This is a genomic window from Ornithinimicrobium humiphilum (assembly GCF_006716885.1).
Taxonomy (GTDB): domain Bacteria; phylum Actinomycetota; class Actinomycetes; order Actinomycetales; family Dermatophilaceae; genus Ornithinicoccus; species Ornithinicoccus humiphilus.
The window spans coordinates 201673-216100 of record NZ_VFPU01000002.1 but is presented as its reverse complement, the minus strand read 5'-3'; the positions used below and the strand labels follow the sequence as shown (position 1 = coordinate 216100).

General features: G+C 74.0%; 15 protein-coding genes. 10 read left to right on the top strand and 5 right to left on the bottom strand.

From position 1 onward, the window contains the following. The first annotated feature begins 161 nt into the window (after nt 1–161). Nucleotides 162–590 (top strand): universal stress protein, encoded by a 429-nt coding sequence (locus tag FB476_RS14660; protein ID WP_141820698.1) that lies wholly within the window; start codon nt 162–164, stop codon nt 588–590. 54 nt (nt 591–644) lie between these two features. Here the strand turns inward: FB476_RS14660 and FB476_RS14655 are convergent, their stop codons facing one another. Beyond that, nucleotides 645–1574 (bottom strand): LLM class F420-dependent oxidoreductase, encoded by a 930-nt coding sequence (locus FB476_RS14655; RefSeq protein ID WP_141820696.1) that lies wholly within the window; start codon nt 1572–1574, stop codon nt 645–647. A 69-nt stretch (nt 1575–1643) separates the two neighbouring features. On the opposite strand from FB476_RS14655, the gene FB476_RS14650 reads away from it, so the two are divergent. From FB476_RS14650 to FB476_RS14625, 6 genes are read left to right on the top strand one after another with little or no spacing between them, the layout of a single operon-like run. After that, nucleotides 1644–3224 (top strand): ABC transporter substrate-binding protein, encoded by a 1581-nt coding sequence (locus FB476_RS14650; protein WP_141820694.1) that lies wholly within the window; start codon nt 1644–1646, stop codon nt 3222–3224. Between the two features lie 29 nt (nt 3225–3253). Next, entirely contained in the window at nt 3254–4201 is a 948-nt protein-coding gene (locus tag FB476_RS14645) for an ABC transporter permease (protein ID WP_141820692.1), read from the top strand. Next, the gene (locus tag FB476_RS14640) at nt 4198–5079 is read left to right on the top strand and encodes an ABC transporter permease (RefSeq protein WP_141820690.1); all 882 of its coding nucleotides are present in this window, start codon (nt 4198–4200) and stop codon (nt 5077–5079) included. The genes FB476_RS14645 and FB476_RS14640 overlap by 4 nt, the downstream gene beginning before the upstream one ends. Beyond that, entirely contained in the window at nt 5076–6095 is a 1020-nt protein-coding gene (locus tag FB476_RS17200) for an ABC transporter ATP-binding protein (protein WP_141820688.1), read from the top strand. Before FB476_RS14640 ends, FB476_RS17200 begins: the two co-directional genes overlap by 4 nt. Continuing rightward, nucleotides 6088–6957: an ATP-binding cassette domain-containing protein gene (locus FB476_RS17195; protein WP_141820686.1), complete on the top strand. Its 870-nt coding sequence runs from the start codon at nt 6088–6090 to the stop codon at nt 6955–6957. The genes FB476_RS17200 and FB476_RS17195 overlap by 8 nt, the downstream gene beginning before the upstream one ends. Then, nucleotides 6954–7379: a methyltransferase family protein gene (locus FB476_RS14625; RefSeq protein WP_141820684.1), complete on the top strand. Its 426-nt coding sequence runs from the start codon at nt 6954–6956 to the stop codon at nt 7377–7379. Before FB476_RS17195 ends, FB476_RS14625 begins: the two co-directional genes overlap by 4 nt. 165 nt (nt 7380–7544) lie before the next feature. Here the strand turns inward: FB476_RS14625 and FB476_RS14620 are convergent, their stop codons facing one another. Next, nucleotides 7545–8864, bottom strand: a complete 1320-nt coding sequence (locus tag FB476_RS14620; protein WP_141820682.1) for an MFS transporter — start codon at nt 8862–8864, stop codon at nt 7545–7547. Nucleotides 8865–8945: 81 nt separating this feature from the next. On the opposite strand from FB476_RS14620, the gene FB476_RS14615 reads away from it, so the two are divergent. Further along, entirely contained in the window at nt 8946–9632 is a 687-nt protein-coding gene (locus FB476_RS14615; protein WP_141820680.1) for an ArsR/SmtB family transcription factor, read from the top strand. On the opposite strand, the gene FB476_RS14610 is transcribed toward FB476_RS14615, so the two are convergent. Both FB476_RS14610 and FB476_RS14605 read right to left on the bottom strand, forming a co-directional pair. Beyond that, nucleotides 9599–10444, bottom strand: coding sequence for an ABC transporter permease (locus tag FB476_RS14610; RefSeq protein ID WP_141820678.1), 846 nt, complete (start codon nt 10442–10444; stop codon nt 9599–9601). The genes FB476_RS14615 and FB476_RS14610 overlap by 34 nt on opposite strands. Then, the gene (locus FB476_RS14605; RefSeq protein WP_141820676.1) at nt 10441–11418 is read right to left on the bottom strand and encodes an ABC transporter ATP-binding protein; all 978 of its coding nucleotides are present in this window, start codon (nt 11416–11418) and stop codon (nt 10441–10443) included. Before FB476_RS14605 ends, FB476_RS14610 begins: the two co-directional genes overlap by 4 nt. 164 nt (nt 11419–11582) lie before the next feature. Between FB476_RS14605 and FB476_RS14600 the strand changes: the two genes are divergently transcribed. Next, nucleotides 11583–12794, top strand: a complete 1212-nt coding sequence (locus tag FB476_RS14600) for a sensor histidine kinase (RefSeq protein ID WP_141820674.1) — start codon at nt 11583–11585, stop codon at nt 12792–12794. Then, on the top strand, nt 12791–13444 hold the full coding sequence (locus FB476_RS14595) for a response regulator (protein ID WP_141820672.1): 654 nt from the start codon (nt 12791–12793) through the stop codon (nt 13442–13444). The genes FB476_RS14600 and FB476_RS14595 overlap by 4 nt, the downstream gene beginning before the upstream one ends. Before the next feature lie 21 nt (nt 13445–13465). On the opposite strand, the gene FB476_RS14590 is transcribed toward FB476_RS14595, so the two are convergent. Next, a complete protein-coding gene (locus tag FB476_RS14590; protein WP_141820670.1) occupies nt 13466–14356 on the bottom strand; it encodes a DMT family transporter in 891 nt (296 codons plus the stop codon). Between the last annotated feature and the right edge of the window lie 72 nt (nt 14357–14428).

Sequence of the window (14428 nt, the reverse complement as noted above, 5' to 3'; positions counted from 1 at the left end):
AAGGGTGGTGGTGCCGGGCCGGGGTATGCGGTGCGGCCGCGCGCCTCGCGCCGCGGCCTGTCCTTCCCACCCGATAACTACTACACTAGGTCGTGCAACGAGTCCCGGCGCCGGCCGGGCGCCCTCCGCACCGGGCCGGCATCGGGGGAGAGGAGTTTGCGATGTCGTACTCCAAGGTGCTGGTTCCGGTCGTCCCCGGGCACGGCGAGGAGGCGTGGCGGGCCGTCGAGGTGGCGCGCTCGCTCGCCGGCGACGAGGGCACGGTCACGATCATCACGGTCGTCGAGGACCTGCCCCGCTACCTCACGGCCGAGGCCTACGCGGTCGACCCCGGCCTGATGGAGAGCCAGCGCGAGGTGGCGAAGGCCGTCGTCGACGAGTTCCTGGGGCAGGGCCTGGAGGTCCAGGTCGCCTACGGGCACCCGACGCGGGAGATCCTCGACGAGGCCGAGAAGGGCGGCTACGACTGCATCGTCATCGCCTCGTCGCAGCCCGGGTGGAAGCACTTCTTCCTCGGGTCGACGGCGTCCGGCGTGGTGCGGCACGCGCACTGCTCGGTGCACGTGCTGCGCGAGAAGCCGACCGCCTGACGCGGCGGGCGGGTCCGACGGGGCCGTCGGACCAGCCCGGCGGGCGTCCTGCCCCTACAGCTGGGGCAGGACCTCGGCGGCCACCAGCTCGGTGTGGGCGAGGTCGGACAGGTCGAGCATCTGCAGGTAGTAGCGCTCGGCCCCGGTCCGCTCGCGCCAGGTGCCGAGCCGGTCCACGACCTCGGCCGGCGTGCCGGCGAGCCCGTTCGCGCGCAGCTCGTCGACGTCCCGGCCGATCGCGTCGGCGCGCCGCCGCACCTCGGCCTCGTCACGGCCGACGCAGGCGACGAGCGCGACCGAGCGCAGCACCGACGAGGGCTCGCGGCCGATCGCCTCGCAGGCCCGGTCGACCCGGGCGAACTGCGCCACGGTGTCCTCGATCGTCGGGAACGCCATGTTGAACTCGTCGGCGAAGCGGGCCGTCAGCGCGGGCGTGCGCCGCTTGCCGCCCCCGCCGAGGATGATCGGCGGCCGCGGGTCCTGCACCGGCTTGGGCAGCGCGGGGGAGTCGGTGATCGTCACGGTCCGCCCCTGGTAGCCGAAGCGCTCGCCGGCGGGCGTGCTCCACATACCCGTCACGACCTCGAGGGCGTCCTCGAGCTGGTCGAAGCGGCCCGGCGCGTCGGCGAAGGGGATGCCGTAGGCGGCGTGCTCCTGCGCGAACCAGCCGGCGCCGATGCCGAGCTCGACCCGGCCGCCGCTCATCTCGTCGACCTGCGCGACCGAGACGGCCAGCAGCCCGGGGTGGCGGAAGGTCACCGAGGTGACGAGCGTGCCGAGCCGGATCGTGCTGGTCTCGCGCGCCAACGCTCCCAGGGTGATCCACGAGTCGGTCGGCCCCGGGCTGCCCTCGCGCCCCATCGCCAGGAAGTGGTCGGAGCGGAAGAAGGCGGAGTAGCCGCACTCCTCGGCGGTGCGCGCCAGGCGCAGCTGGTCGTCGTAGGTGGCGCCCTGCTGGGGCTCGGTGAAGATCCGGAGGTCCATGCGCCCCAGTCTGCAGCCACGGGCGGGGCGGCTGGCGTCGCCCCCGGCCGGTGGGCGATGATGCCGACCATGACGACGTCGACGAAGACACGTTCCCGCGCCGGGGTGGCCGCCCTCGCGACCGCCGTCCTCCTCGCGGGCTGCAGCGCGGGCTCGGGCACGAGCTCCGACCCCACCACGCCCGACGGCGACGGCGCCACGAGCAGCGGTGGCACCGGCGGGGACGCGGGCGGGCCGAGCGACGAGACCGTGCGCGTCGGCCTCGTCGCCGAGCCGGCGAGCCTCGACTTCACGACCACCGACGGGGCCGCGATCCCGCAGCTGCTCCTGGACAACGTCTACGAGACGCTCGTCACCGTCGACCAGGAGTCCGGCGAGATCGTCGGCGCTCTCGCCGAGGAGTGGGAGGTCAGCGACGACCGGCTGACCTACACCTTCACCCTCAAGGACGGAGTGACCTTCTCCGACGGCTCGGACTTCACGGCCGAGGACGCGCAGTTCTCGCTCGAGCGGGTCTCCACCGACGCCTGGACGACCAGCCTCAAGGCCCAGCTCGACGTCGTCGAGAGCGTCGAGGCGCAGGACGACACCACCCTGGTCGTCACGCTGACGGAGCCGAGCAACAGCTTCCTCTACGCGCTGACGACCCGCGTCGGCGCGATGTTCGACACCGAGGGCACCGACGACCTGGCCAACACCCCGATCGGCACCGGTCCCTACACCTTCGTCAGCTGGGACCGTGGCTCCCGGATCGTGCTGGAGCGCAACGAGGACTACCACGGTGACGCGCCCTACTTCGGCACCGTGGAGATGCACTACTTCCGCGACGCCAACGCACTCAACAACGCCATGCTCACCGACGCGATCGACGTCGTCTCCACGGTGCAGGCGCCGGAGTCGCTGGCCGAGTTCGAGACCGGCGACTACCAGATCGTCGAGGGCACGACGAACGGCGAGGTCGTGCTGTCGATGAACCAGCAGGAGGGCGCGCCGCTGGCCGACCTCGCGCTGCGCCAGGCGGTCCGGCACGCGATCGACCACCAGTCGCTCATGGACACCTGCTGGGCCGGGCGCGGCACGCTCATCGGCTCGATGGTGCCGCCGACCGACCCGTGGTACGAGGACCGCACCGGCGACTACCCCTTCGACCAGGACAAGGCCCGCGCCCTCATCGCCGAGGCCGGCGCCGAGGGCGAGACGCTGCGGCTGCGCATCCCGACGCTGCCCTATGCCGTGGCCTGCGGCACCGTCGTGGAGTCGATGCTCGAGGAGGTCGGCCTGCAGGTCGAGGTCGACGAGCTGGAGTTCCCCTCCGCCTGGCTGGAGACGGTCTTCACCAACAAGGACTTCGACATGTCGATCGTGGCCCACGTGGAGCCGCGCGACATGGGCAACGTCTTCGGCAACCCGGAGTACTACACGACCTACGGCACGGACCAGATCCGCGCTCTGCTCGACGAGGCCGACACCGCCTCCGAGGAGGAGCAGGTCGCGAAGATGAAGGAGGCGGCGGCCCTCATCAGCGAGGACGCGGCCGCGGACTTCCTCTTCCTGCTGCCCAACCTCATGGTGGCCGACCCCGACATCACCGGCCTGCCCGAGAACGCCATCAAGGAGTCCTTCCCGCTGGCCGCCCTGGCTCGCGGCTGAGACGCCCGACCGAGGTCCGACCTGATCCCATGCTGCTGAGACTCCTGCACCGCCTGATGGTGCTGGTCCTGAGCGTGCTCGCGGCCTCGGTCGTGGTGTTCGCGTTCATGCGAGTGCTGCCCGGCGACCCCGCCCGCGTGGCCCTGGGCATCAACGCCTCGGACGCGGCCGTGGCCCAGCTGCGCGAGCAGTTCGGCCTCGACCGGCCGGTCGTCGTGCAGTACCTCGACTGGGTGCGCGGGCTGATCACCTTCGACCCCGGCATCGAGTTCGTCAGCCGGGCGCCGATCGGCCCGCAGATCGCCGACCGGCTGCAGGTCACCCTGTGGCTGGTGGTCTGCGCGATGATCCTCGCGCTCGTGCTGGCGCTGCCGGTCGGCATCTGGATGGCGGTCCGGCACCGCCACTGGGACGGCGTGCTGCTCTCGGCGCTCTCGCAGGTGGGCGTCGCGGTCCCGGCCTTCCTCGCCGGCATCGTGCTCATCTCGGTCTTCGCGGTGCGGCTGCGGTGGGTGCCCTCGGGCGGCTGGGTGGTGCCGGCCGAGGACCCGGCAGGTTTCGTGAAGCGACTGGCTCTGCCGGTGATCTCGCTGTCGCTGGTGCAGGCCGCGGTGCTGGCGCGCTACATACGCTCCGCGGTGCTCGACGTGCTCCGCGAGGACTTCCTGCGCACCGCCCGCGCCAAGGGCCTGCGGCCGATGCAGGCGCTGGTGCGCCACGGCCTGCGCAACGCCGCGGTGCCGGTCGTCACGGTGCTCGGTCTGCAGCTGGCGACCCTGCTCATCGGCGCCGTCGTCATCGAGCGGGTCTTCGTCATCCCGGGTCTGGGCTCGCTGCTGCTCGACTCGGTGGCCAAGCGCGAGCTGCTCACCGTGCAGGCGGTCGTCATGGTGCTCGTCGTGGCGGTCCTCGTCATCAACTTCGTCGTCGACGTGCTCTACCTCGTCATCGACCCGCGCCTGAGGACGGCCCGATGAGCGAGATCCAGGGCATCCCCGCCGTCGCCGCGACCCCGGCGGGGGAGCTGGCCGCGCGCCGCGGCCGCGAGCTCAACCCGAGCCTGGTGATCGGCGGCTCGATCGTCGCCGCCATCGTGCTGCTCGCGCTGATCTCCTACGTGTGGACGCCGTGGCCGCCGATGCGCGTGCTGCCGGTCGAGCCCTACCAGACCCCCAACGCCGAGCACTGGCTCGGCACCGACAAGCTGCGGCGCGACGTCTTCACGCAGATCCTCGTCGGCGCCCGCACGACGCTCTACGTCGGGCTGGTCGCCGTCGGGGTGGCCGCGCTCGTGGGGGTGCCGCTCGGGATCCTCGCGGCGATGTCACCCGGCTGGCTCGGGCAGCTGGTCATGCGCGCCAACGACGTGCTGCTCGCCTTCCCCGCGCTGCTGCTGGCGATCATGTTCGCCGCGCTCTACGGCGGCTCCACGCGGGTCGCGATGATCGCGATCGGCATCGCCACCATCCCGGCCTTCGCCCGCATCACCCGCTCCGGGGCACTCGGTGTCATGACGTCCGAGTACGTCGTCGCCGCCCGCGCGGCCGGGCGCTCGCCGCTGGGCATCGCCTGGCGGCACGTGCTGCCCAACGTCGCCGGCCTGGTCATCGTGCAGGCCTCGGTCTCCTTCGCCATCGCGATCCTCGCCGAGGCGGCGCTGGCCTACCTCGGCCTGGGCACCCCGACCGGCCAGGCCTCCTGGGGGCGGATGCTCTACGAGGCCCAGACCACGCTGCGCTCCGCCCCGCACCTGGCGCTCATCCCCGGCGCCGCCATCGCGCTCTCGGTGCTGGGATTCAACCTCTTCGGCGACGGCCTGCGCGACTGGCTCGACCCCAAGCTGGAGGGGCGATGAGCGGCGACCGCACCGTCCTCGACGTCACCGGGCTGTCCGTCGGCACCCGGCACACCCCGCTGCTGCACGACGTGACGTTCTCGATCGAGCGGGGCGAGCGCGTCGGCCTGATCGGCGAGTCCGGCTCGGGCAAGTCTCTCACCGCGCTCGCCGTCATGGGCCTGCTCTCCGAGGGGCTGACGGCCACCGGAGACGTGCGTCTCTCGGCCCGCACCCCGGCCACCCGCAACCTGCTCGAGGTCGGCGAGCGCGAGATGGCGCGGCTGCGCGGCGACGGCATGTCGATGGTCTTCCAGGAGCCGATGACCGCGCTCAACCCGACCATGAAGGTCGGCGACCAGGTCGCCGAGGTCATGCTCCTGCACCGCACCCAGCCCTCCCGGGCCGCGGCCCGCCGCCGCGTCGTCGAGCTGCTCGAGCGCGTCGACCTGCCCGACGCCGAGCATCTCGCGCGCTCCTACCCGCACGAGCTCTCCGGCGGGCAGCGGCAGCGGGTCGTGCTCGCGATCGCCCTCGCCAACGACCCCGCGCTGCTCATCTGCGACGAGCCCACGACCGCCCTCGACGTCACCGTGCAGGCCACCGTGCTCGACCTCGTCGTCCGCGGCGTCGAGGCCCGCGACGCCGCCATGCTCTTCATCACCCACGACCTCGGGGTGGTGGCGACCGTCTGCGAGCGGGTGCTCGTCATGTACGGCGGCCGCATCGTCGAGGCCGGTCCCGTCGCCGAGGTCTTCTCCGATCCGCGGCACCGCTACACCCAGGGCCTCATCGGGGCCAGCGACCTCGTCGGCGCCGAGGGTCGCCGCGGCCGTGCGGCCCTGCCGACCATCCCGGGCTCGGTGCCGCCGGCAGGGCGCTTCCCCGACGGCTGCGTCTTCCGGACCCGCTGCGCCCACGCGACCGCCCGCTGCGAGACCCCGCCCCCGTGGTTCCCGCGCGGGGACCACCCGGCGGGCGAGACGGCATACGGTCACGCGTGCGTGCACCCGGCGGGGGAGGGCCAACGTGGCTGAGCACCAGGACGGTCCCGCGATCGAGCTGCGCGGGGTATGCCGCGACTTCCGTCGCCGCCGCACCTCGCTGACCCAGCCCGCCCCGGTGGTGCGGGCCGTGCAGGACGTGACCCTGTCGGTCGGTCGGGGCGAGCGCTTCGGCGTCGTGGGGGAGTCGGGCTCGGGCAAGTCGACCCTGCTGCGGCTGATCTGCGGCCTCGACCAGCCGACGTCGGGGGAGATCCTCGTCGAGGGTCGGCCCATCCACGACCGGTCCGCGCGCCAGCTGGGGTGGCTGCGGCAGCGGCTGCAGCTGGTCTTCCAGGACCCGATGAGCAGCCTCGACCCCCGGATGCGGGTGCGCGACATCGTCGCCGAGCCGCTCGTGGCGCAGGGTCGGCGCGCGGGCAACCGCGAGCGCGTCGTCGAGCTGCTCGAGCGGGTGGGGCTGTCGGCGGACGCCGCCGACCGCTATCCCCACCAGTTCTCCGGCGGTCAGCGGCAGCGGATCTCGATCGCGCGGGCGCTGGCCCCCGGGCCCGACATCCTCGTCGCCGACGAGCCGGTCTCGGCCCTCGATGTCTCGGTGCGCGCCCAGGTGCTCAACCTCGTCGACGAGGTGGTGGAGGCCTTCGGGCTGACGCTGGTCTTCGTCAGCCACGACCTGTCGGTCGTGCGGCACGTCTGCGACCGGGTCGCGGTGATGCAGCGCGGACAGGTCGTCGAGGTCGCCCCCACCGAACGGCTCTTCACCGACCCGCAGCACCCCTACACCCGCTCGCTGCTGGCGGCGGTGCCCGACCTGCACTCGGCGCTCGCCGGCCGCACCGCGGCGGACCTGGCGGCCGGGGTGGCGGGGCGAGCGGTGGAGGAGCAGCCATGAGGGTCCCGCCCGTCGTCCATCTCGCCGGTGCCGCGCTCGCCCAGCGCACCGTGGGCCGCCCTCCCACGCGTGGCAGCCTGCTCGCCTCCGCGCCCTTCGTGGCCGCTTCGGGCTGGCTGGCCGGCGGGGCGGTGCGGGAGTTCGTCCGGCGCGGGACGACCGTCGACCCGATGACCGTCGACCGCGCCTCCACGCTCGTACGGACCGGCCCCAACGCCGTGACCCGCAACCCCATGTACCTCGGCATGGCCGTCCTCCTCACCGGCCACGCCGTCGCCCGCCGCTCCCCGCTGGCCCTGCTGCCCGTCGCCGGCCTCGTCGCCGCGCTCGACCACTGGCAGATCCCGGCGGAGGAGGCGGCGCTCGCGCAACGCTTCGAGGACTACGCGGGCTACGTCGCCAGCGTGCCGCGCTGGCTCTGAGGCGCGGGCGCCGGGGAGCGCTCCCGGTGACGTCGTGCGTGCGGTGACGTCGGGTGTCCGGAAGAGTGGGACGACTTCGTGTCGTCATAGCGACACCAAGTCGTCCCACTCCAGCCGGGCCGGGCTGACCAGCGACCTCACCCCGTCAGCCGCCGACCAGCCCCCTCACTCCTCGGCCGGCGCCCAGGCGTCGGGGCGCGGCAGGGTGCGCAGCGCGCGGCTGGTGAGGACCGCGGCGACGGCCAGCAGGCAGATCGCCGCGCAGACCAGCAGGGTGCCCCGCAGACCGATCAGGCTCAGGCCGAAGCCCGCGATGATCGGCGCCAGCGGTGTCGCGCCGGCCCCGACGAGCTCGGTCGCGCTCATCACCCGGCCCAGGACGGCGCGCGGGGTCTGGTGCATGAGGTAGCTGAACATCGCAGCGTTGGTCGCCGGTGCCCCGAGCGTCCCGACGGTCAGCACGGCCAGGGTGGCCCAGAAGCCGGGGACCAGCGGCAGGACGGCCATCGCGGCGCCGGTGATCGACATGCCGATCATCGCGACCCATCCGGACGGGACGCGCTGCACGACCGGGCCGGCGAGCAGCGCGCCGGCGAGCATGCCCAGGCCGAGCGCGGTCGAGACGAGGCCGATCCGGGCGGGGGACTCACCGTCGCCGGCGAGCGAGTAGAGCAGGGTCGCGATCGCGGCGTTGAGACCGAGGTTGAGCAGGAGCGCGACGACCATGACGCGGCGCAGCTCGGAGCGCTGCCACAGCCACGCGAGCCCGGCGCCGACCTCGGCGCGGATCGACGTCTTCCCGTTCGCGGGGGCGGGGCGGAAGTCGCCGCGGAGCACGAGGGCGCCCAGCGCGCTGACGAGGTATGCGGCAGCCGCGGTGAGCAGCGCCGGCACGGCACCGAGGCCCAGCAGCAGGCCGCCGAGCGGCGGGGCGCCCATGGAGACGGCGGCGTCGCGGGCCTGGTTGGCCGACGAGGCGGTGGGCAGCAGGGAGGGCGGGACGACCTGCTTGAGGGCCGCGTCGGAGGCGTTGCCCAGCAGTCCGGCGCGGACGCCGGCCAGCAGGTTGAGCGCGCCCAGCGCGACCAGGCCGAGGTCGAGGCCCACGACGGCGACGAGGCCGAGCATCACGCAGCCGGCAAGGGTGCCGCTGAGGATCATCAGGCGGCGCAGGTCGTGGCGGTCGGCGAGCACGCCACCGAGCAGCGTGGTGGCGAGGCGGCCGCCGAGGCCGAGGGCGGCGACGGTGCCGGCGGCCGCGGCGTTGCCGCTGACGAGGACGACGAGCAGCGGCACGAGGAAGAACTGCAGCGAGGAGCCGAGCGCCTGGCCGGTGTCGCTGGCGAGCCAGGCCCAGTAGGACCCGGTGCGCCACAGTGAGGGGCGGGGGCCCGCGGGTTCGGTGGCGTCGGGTTCCGGAGCGGTGTCGAGGGCGGTCTCGGGACCGGCGACGGCGGTGTCGGCGGGGGTGGAGGTCGTGGTCATGACAGGAACGATAGACCCGCAAGAGAAGTTGCGCAACTATTCTTGCGCAACTGAAGGTGCGGATCCGTTAGGGTGGGGGACATGACCGCCGACGACTCCCTGACCGGCGCCGCCGGGCACGCCCCGGTCCGCCTCTCCTCGCCGATGCTCAAGGCGGTGGCGCACCCGGTGCGCCGCCGCATCCTGGAGCTCATGCACGAGGACGTGCCGCGACGCGCGACCGACCTGGCGCGGCTGCTCGACGTGCCGGCCAACGCGGTGAGCTTCCACCTGCGCCAGCTCGCCAAGGCCGGGCTCATCGTCGAGGCGCCCGAGCACGCGCGCGACCGGCGCGACAGGGTCTGGAAGGCGGCCGGCAGCGGCTTCACGATCCCGGCGCCCGACGCGCCCGTCGACGCCGAGGAGGAGCTGGTCATCCGGTCCTTCATGGACCAGGAGGCCCTCGACCTGCAGGACCTCGTCGCCCGCGTCACCGCCTGGGCACCCACCTGGGCCAGCGGGCGCGAGCCGCGGCCCCGCGCCACGATCCTGACGGGCCTGCTCGAGCTGACCGAGGCCGACGTCCGCTGGCTCTCCGAGCAGCTCGGCGAGCTCATGGACCGTGCGATCGAGCGCTCGCGCCAGCCGTCGGAGGAGCCGCGCCAGCTCTGGCGGATGGTCAACATCCTCGCCGACGACGCGCTGCCCCGCCCGGGGGAGGACCCGGACGGGGCAACGGCGACGGCTGCGCCCCCTCAGCCGCGCTCGCGGTCCAGCTCGCGGCGGTAGCCGACCGCCGTCAGCACGCAGCAGAGCACGAACCACCCGGCGACGACGACGGCGCTGACGGCCAGGTCGCCCTCCTCCATCAGGCCGAAGGCGAGCCGGTCGGTCGCCGAGGGCGCCATCGCCGCCCAGGCGAGCTGGCCGAAGTGGTAGGTCGGCAGGTAGGGCGCGACGTCCAGCAGCACCGGCGGCAGCCCGGCGAGCGGGAAGAAGAAGCCCGACAGGAACGCCAGTGGCAGGAAGACCAGGTTGACGATCGTGGTCGCCGCCCGCGGCCGCACCCAGTAGGCGATGGCCGAGCCCATCGGCGAGAAGGCGACGGTCCCCAGCAGGAGCACGCCGACGGTGAGCGCGAGCCGGCCGAGGTCGAAGTCGGCGTCGCCGGCGAGGGCGGCCAGCAGCCCGATGCCCGCGACGATGATGCCGATGAAGACCAGGTTGAGGGCGAGCTTGCCCGTGAAGTAGAGCCACATCGGCATCGGGGTGGCCCGCAGCCGCCGCAGCCAGCCCTTCTGCCGCTCGGTCGCCAGCTCTGCGCCGAAGGAGAAGAGCGCCTGCGACACCACGCCGTAGCAGCTGAACGAGACGAACATCAGCGCCGTGACGGTGGTGCCGTCCGGCAGCACGGTGCCGGCGTTGGGCAGCCCGAACATCGCGTAGAGCAGGATGGGCAGCACGACGACGCCGATGAAGTACTCCGGCAGTCGGCGGTAGCGCACCACCTCGGCGCGCACCTGGGTGAGCAGCGCGGCCACGATCCCGCGGCCGGGCACGGCGGTCGGCGAGGGGGAGCTGGGGACGGTGACGGTGGTCATCGGAGAGCCTCCTGCGGGTATGCCGCCGGGCTGGCCGGGCGGTCGTGGGTCGGGTCCGGCGCGGCGCCTGTGAGGTGGACGAAGGCGTCCTCGAGCGAGGCCTCGGCTACGGTGAGGTCGGTGACGTCGTGCCCGGCGGCGAAGACCGCCCGCAGCACCGGCTCGGCCTCGACCACGTGCAGCCGGAGGGCGCGCGAGGGCGTGGCGGGGGCACCGTCGACGACGCCGGCCGTCTCCGGTCGCGTGACCTCCCGCACGCCGGGGAGCCTGCGCAGCCAGCCCTCGGGGGCGTCGGTGCGCAGCGTGACGGTGCGTCCGGCCACGAGCTGCTTGATCTGTGCCGGGCTGCCCTCGGCCACGACCGCGCCGGCGGCGATGACGACGACCCGCTCGGCGAACTCGTCGGCCTCGGCCAGGTTGTGGGTCGAGAACAGGATGGTCTTGCCGAGCGAGGCGAAGCCGGAGACCTGCTCCCAGAACTCCCGTCGCGCACCCACGTCGAGCGCCGCGGTCGGCTCGTCCAGGAAGAGCAGGTCGGGGTCGCCGGCGATGGTCAGCGCGAACGACAGCCGCTGGCGCTGCCCGCCGCTGAGCTGGGTCACCCGGCGGTCGGCCCGGGCTGCCAGGTCGGCGCGCGCCAGCACCTCCTCGACCGGCAGCCGGCTCGGGTAGTAGGACGCGACGAGGTCGACCATCTCCCGGACGGTCAGGCTCTCGGGCGCGTCGGTGTCCTGCAGCATCGCGCCGACGCGGGCGCGGACGGCGGGGCTGCGCGGGTCGCCGCCCAGCACCCGCACACTGCCCCGGGTGGGGCGGCGCAGGCCGAGCAGCATCTCGATCGTGGTCGTCTTGCCGGCGCCGTTGGGCCCCAGCACCGCGGTCACCTGCCCGGTCGGGACGCTCAGGTCGATCGCCCCCACGGCCGTCACGTCGCCGTAGTCCTTGCCCAGGCCCTGCGTGTCGATGGCGTTCATCGCCTACCTCCTCGATGTGGTCCTTCGACGCTAGGAGCGGACGGGAGGGCCGGGTCAGTGCCGGACGGCACCGGATCAGCACGGGTCGACCGTGACCGCGGGCACGGGTCGGGCATGACTTCCGGCACGGGTGCGGGGCGGGGGCGCCGTCCTAGGGTGGACGCGTGAGCGAGAGGCAGACCGCCGCCCGGAGCCATCCCGGCCTGGACCGCACGGCCGGCGTCACCGGCGCGCTCACCTACGCCCTGGTCGGGCTGCTGCCCGTGGTCACCGACATCCCGATGTCGAGCCTGTGGTGGGTGCTCTGGGCGGTCGGCCTGCCGCTCTTCGTCGTCGACGTCCTGGTGGACCTGTCGCCGCGGACCGCCCGGCTGCTCGTCCTGCCGATGATGCTGCTCGGCACAGCCCTCTATGCCGTGGAGCCGCTCTACGGCTTCGGCGGCGTGCCCATGGTCATCACCGCCGCGAGCGCGGGACTGGTGCTGCCGCTCCCCACCGCCCTCGGCGTGGTCGCGGTGCAGTCCGCCGCCCTCCTGACCCTCGGCTACGGTGCGCTGTCCGACGGCGGCCTGCTCGGTGCGCTCTTCTACGTCGGGCTGCAGGTCTTCGCCGTGATGACCGGGCAGATCACCCAGCGGGAGAGCCGGGCGCGCGAGCGGCTGGCGCAGGTGCACGCGAGTCTGCGCGAGGCCCACGCCGAGCTGGAGGCCGCCCAGGCCCGCCTCGCCGAGACCAGCCGCACCGAGGAGCGGCTGCGGATCTCGCGCGACCTGCACGACCTGGTGGGTCACCAGCTCAGCGCCCTGGCGCTCAACCTCGAGGTCGCCTCGCACGTCGTCGACGGGCCGGCCGCCGAGCAGGTGCACCGCTCGCGCCAGCTGGCCAAGGAGCTGCTCGCCGACGTCCGCCAGGTCGTCGGCCGGCTGCGCGAGGACGGCCCGGACGTGCGCGGCGCGCTGGAGCGGATGGCAGCCCAGATCCCCCGCCCCGTGGTCCACCTGGACCTGCCCGACGAGCTCACGGTGCCGTCAACACCGGTGCGCGACGCCCTCGTCCGCGGCGTGCAGGAGGCGCTGACCAACGCCGTCCGGCACTCCGGCGCGGGGTCCGCCTGGGTGGGGGTGCGGCATACCGGCGAGGGGCTGGAGGTCGTCGTCCGCGACGACGGCGCCGGGGCCGACCCCCTCCGTCCGGGCAACGGCCTCACGGGTATGCGGGAACGCATCGAGGCCGTCGGCGGCACCGTCGAGGTGGACGGCTCCGACGGCTTCCGGGTGCGGCTGGTCGTGCCGGCCGAGGTGGTCGCGCCGCCGCCCGACGCAGCAGGGCCGTCGGCCACCGCGGCGCCCACCGCCGACCGGGAGGTCGCCCGGTGATCCGCGTCGTCCTGGTCGACGACCAGACCCTGGTGCGGCAGGGCATCCGCAGCCTGCTGGCCCTGGGCGAGGACGTCGAGGTCGTGGGGGAGGCCGCCGACGGCCGGGCCGCGCTCGCCGTCATCGGGCAGACCCGGCCCGACGTCGTGCTGCTCGACCTGCGCATGCCCGTGCTCGACGGGCTCGGGACGCTGCGCGAGCTGGCGCAGGCCGAGCACCGGCCGGCGACGCTGGTGCTGACCACCTTCGACGACGACGAGGACGTGCTGGAGGCGCTGCGCGCGGGGGCCCGGGGCTACCTGCTCAAGGACGTCACGCTGGAGGCCCTGCTCGAGGCGATCCGCACCCTGGCCGACGGTGGCCGCCTCATCCAGCCGGCCGTGAGCGCCGGCCTGGTGCAGCGGCTGGCCGCCGGGTCGGAGCCGCGGCGCTCGCCCGACACCCTGCCGCCCCAGGAGCTCACCGGCCGCGAGCAGGAGGTGCTGCGCCTGATGGCGGCCGGCTGGAGCAACCGCGAGATCGCCTCCGGACTCCACCTGGCCGAGGGCACCGTGAAGAACCACGTGTCGGCGATCCTTCTGAAGCTCGGCGTGCGCGACCGCACCCGCGCGGTGCTGCGGGCGCTGGAGGACGGCCTCGTCGAGCGCTGAGGCCCGGGGACCGACCGACCTTCAGGCGGGCGACCGCCGCCGCCCCGACGCCAGCCACGCGCCGACGAGGACCAGCGCCACCCCGGCGAGCGAGAGGAGCGCCACCCGCTCGCCCGCCAGCCCGGCACCGAGGACCAGCGAGACGACCGGCACCAGGTAGGTCGTGATCGAGGCCCGCGGGGCGCCCACCCGGCCGACCAGCGACGTGAAGAGGACGAACGCCAGCCCGGTGCCGAGCGCGCCCAGCGCCAGCATCGCCAGCACGACCGCGACGCCCGGTCGGGCCCCCACGAGGCCGGGCGCCCCGAACGGCGTGAGCACGAGCATCGCCACGATCTCGGCGCGCAGGATGACCGACAGCGCCCCGTTGCGGGCCTGGAGGACACCGGTGAGGTTGAAGGAGACGCCGTAGAGGAAGGTGGCGAGCAGCACCATGAGCAGCCCGAGCCCGCTCGCCCGCCCGTCGACGTTGGGCAGGCCCAGCAGGACGACACCCACGAAGCCGACGACGAGCCCGACGACGAGCGCGCGGTCCGGGCGCTGGCGCAGCCAGACGGTGGCGATCGCGGCGGTGAAGAGCGGCGCGGCCCCGTTGACCATCCCGGCCAGCGCCGAGGCGATCTCCTGCTGCGCGAGCGCGAAGAGCAGGAAGGGGACCGCCATCCAGGTCAGGCCGAGGACGGCCGTCGGCCCGAGGTCGCGCCGCCGACGCAGGGGAGCGCGCGCGGCGGGGACGCAGAGGAGCACCGCCACGCCGAGGAGCAGCCGCAGCCAGGCGACGGTCGCCGGCGGGAAGGCCTCGAGCCCGAGCAGGATGAAGTAGTAGGAGCTGCCCCACATCAGCGCGACCGCGACGAGCATTCCCCAGTCGCGGGCGGCGAGGGCGGCGGGGGCGCCGGTCGGGCGGGGCACCCACGCGATGCTGCCAGATCCGCGCCGGTCACGGGGCCGTCCTGCGCCGTGCCGCCGCAGGTCAGGAGACCG

Coding starts and splice junctions, on each gene's coding strand:
- FB476_RS14605 (WP_141820676.1), bottom strand. CDS start 11,418: ATGAACGCCATCGACACGCAGGGCCTGGGCAAGGACTACGGCGACGTG.
- FB476_RS14655 (WP_141820696.1), bottom strand. CDS start 1,574: ATGGACCTCCGGATCTTCACCGAGCCCCAGCAGGGCGCCACCTACGAC.
- FB476_RS14620 (WP_141820682.1), bottom strand. CDS start 8,864: ATGACCACGACCTCCACCCCCGCCGACACCGCCGTCGCCGGTCCCGAG.
- FB476_RS14660 (WP_141820698.1), top strand. CDS start 162: ATGTCGTACTCCAAGGTGCTGGTTCCGGTCGTCCCCGGGCACGGCGAG.
- FB476_RS14615 (WP_141820680.1), top strand. CDS start 8,946: ATGACCGCCGACGACTCCCTGACCGGCGCCGCCGGGCACGCCCCGGTC.
- FB476_RS14645 (WP_141820692.1), top strand. CDS start 3,254: ATGCTGCTGAGACTCCTGCACCGCCTGATGGTGCTGGTCCTGAGCGTG.
- FB476_RS17200 (WP_141820688.1), top strand. CDS start 5,076: ATGAGCGGCGACCGCACCGTCCTCGACGTCACCGGGCTGTCCGTCGGC.
- FB476_RS14610 (WP_141820678.1), bottom strand. CDS start 10,444: ATGACCACCGTCACCGTCCCCAGCTCCCCCTCGCCGACCGCCGTGCCC.
- FB476_RS14640 (WP_141820690.1), top strand. CDS start 4,198: ATGAGCGAGATCCAGGGCATCCCCGCCGTCGCCGCGACCCCGGCGGGG.
- FB476_RS14650 (WP_141820694.1), top strand. CDS start 1,644: ATGACGACGTCGACGAAGACACGTTCCCGCGCCGGGGTGGCCGCCCTC.
- FB476_RS14625 (WP_141820684.1), top strand. CDS start 6,954: ATGAGGGTCCCGCCCGTCGTCCATCTCGCCGGTGCCGCGCTCGCCCAG.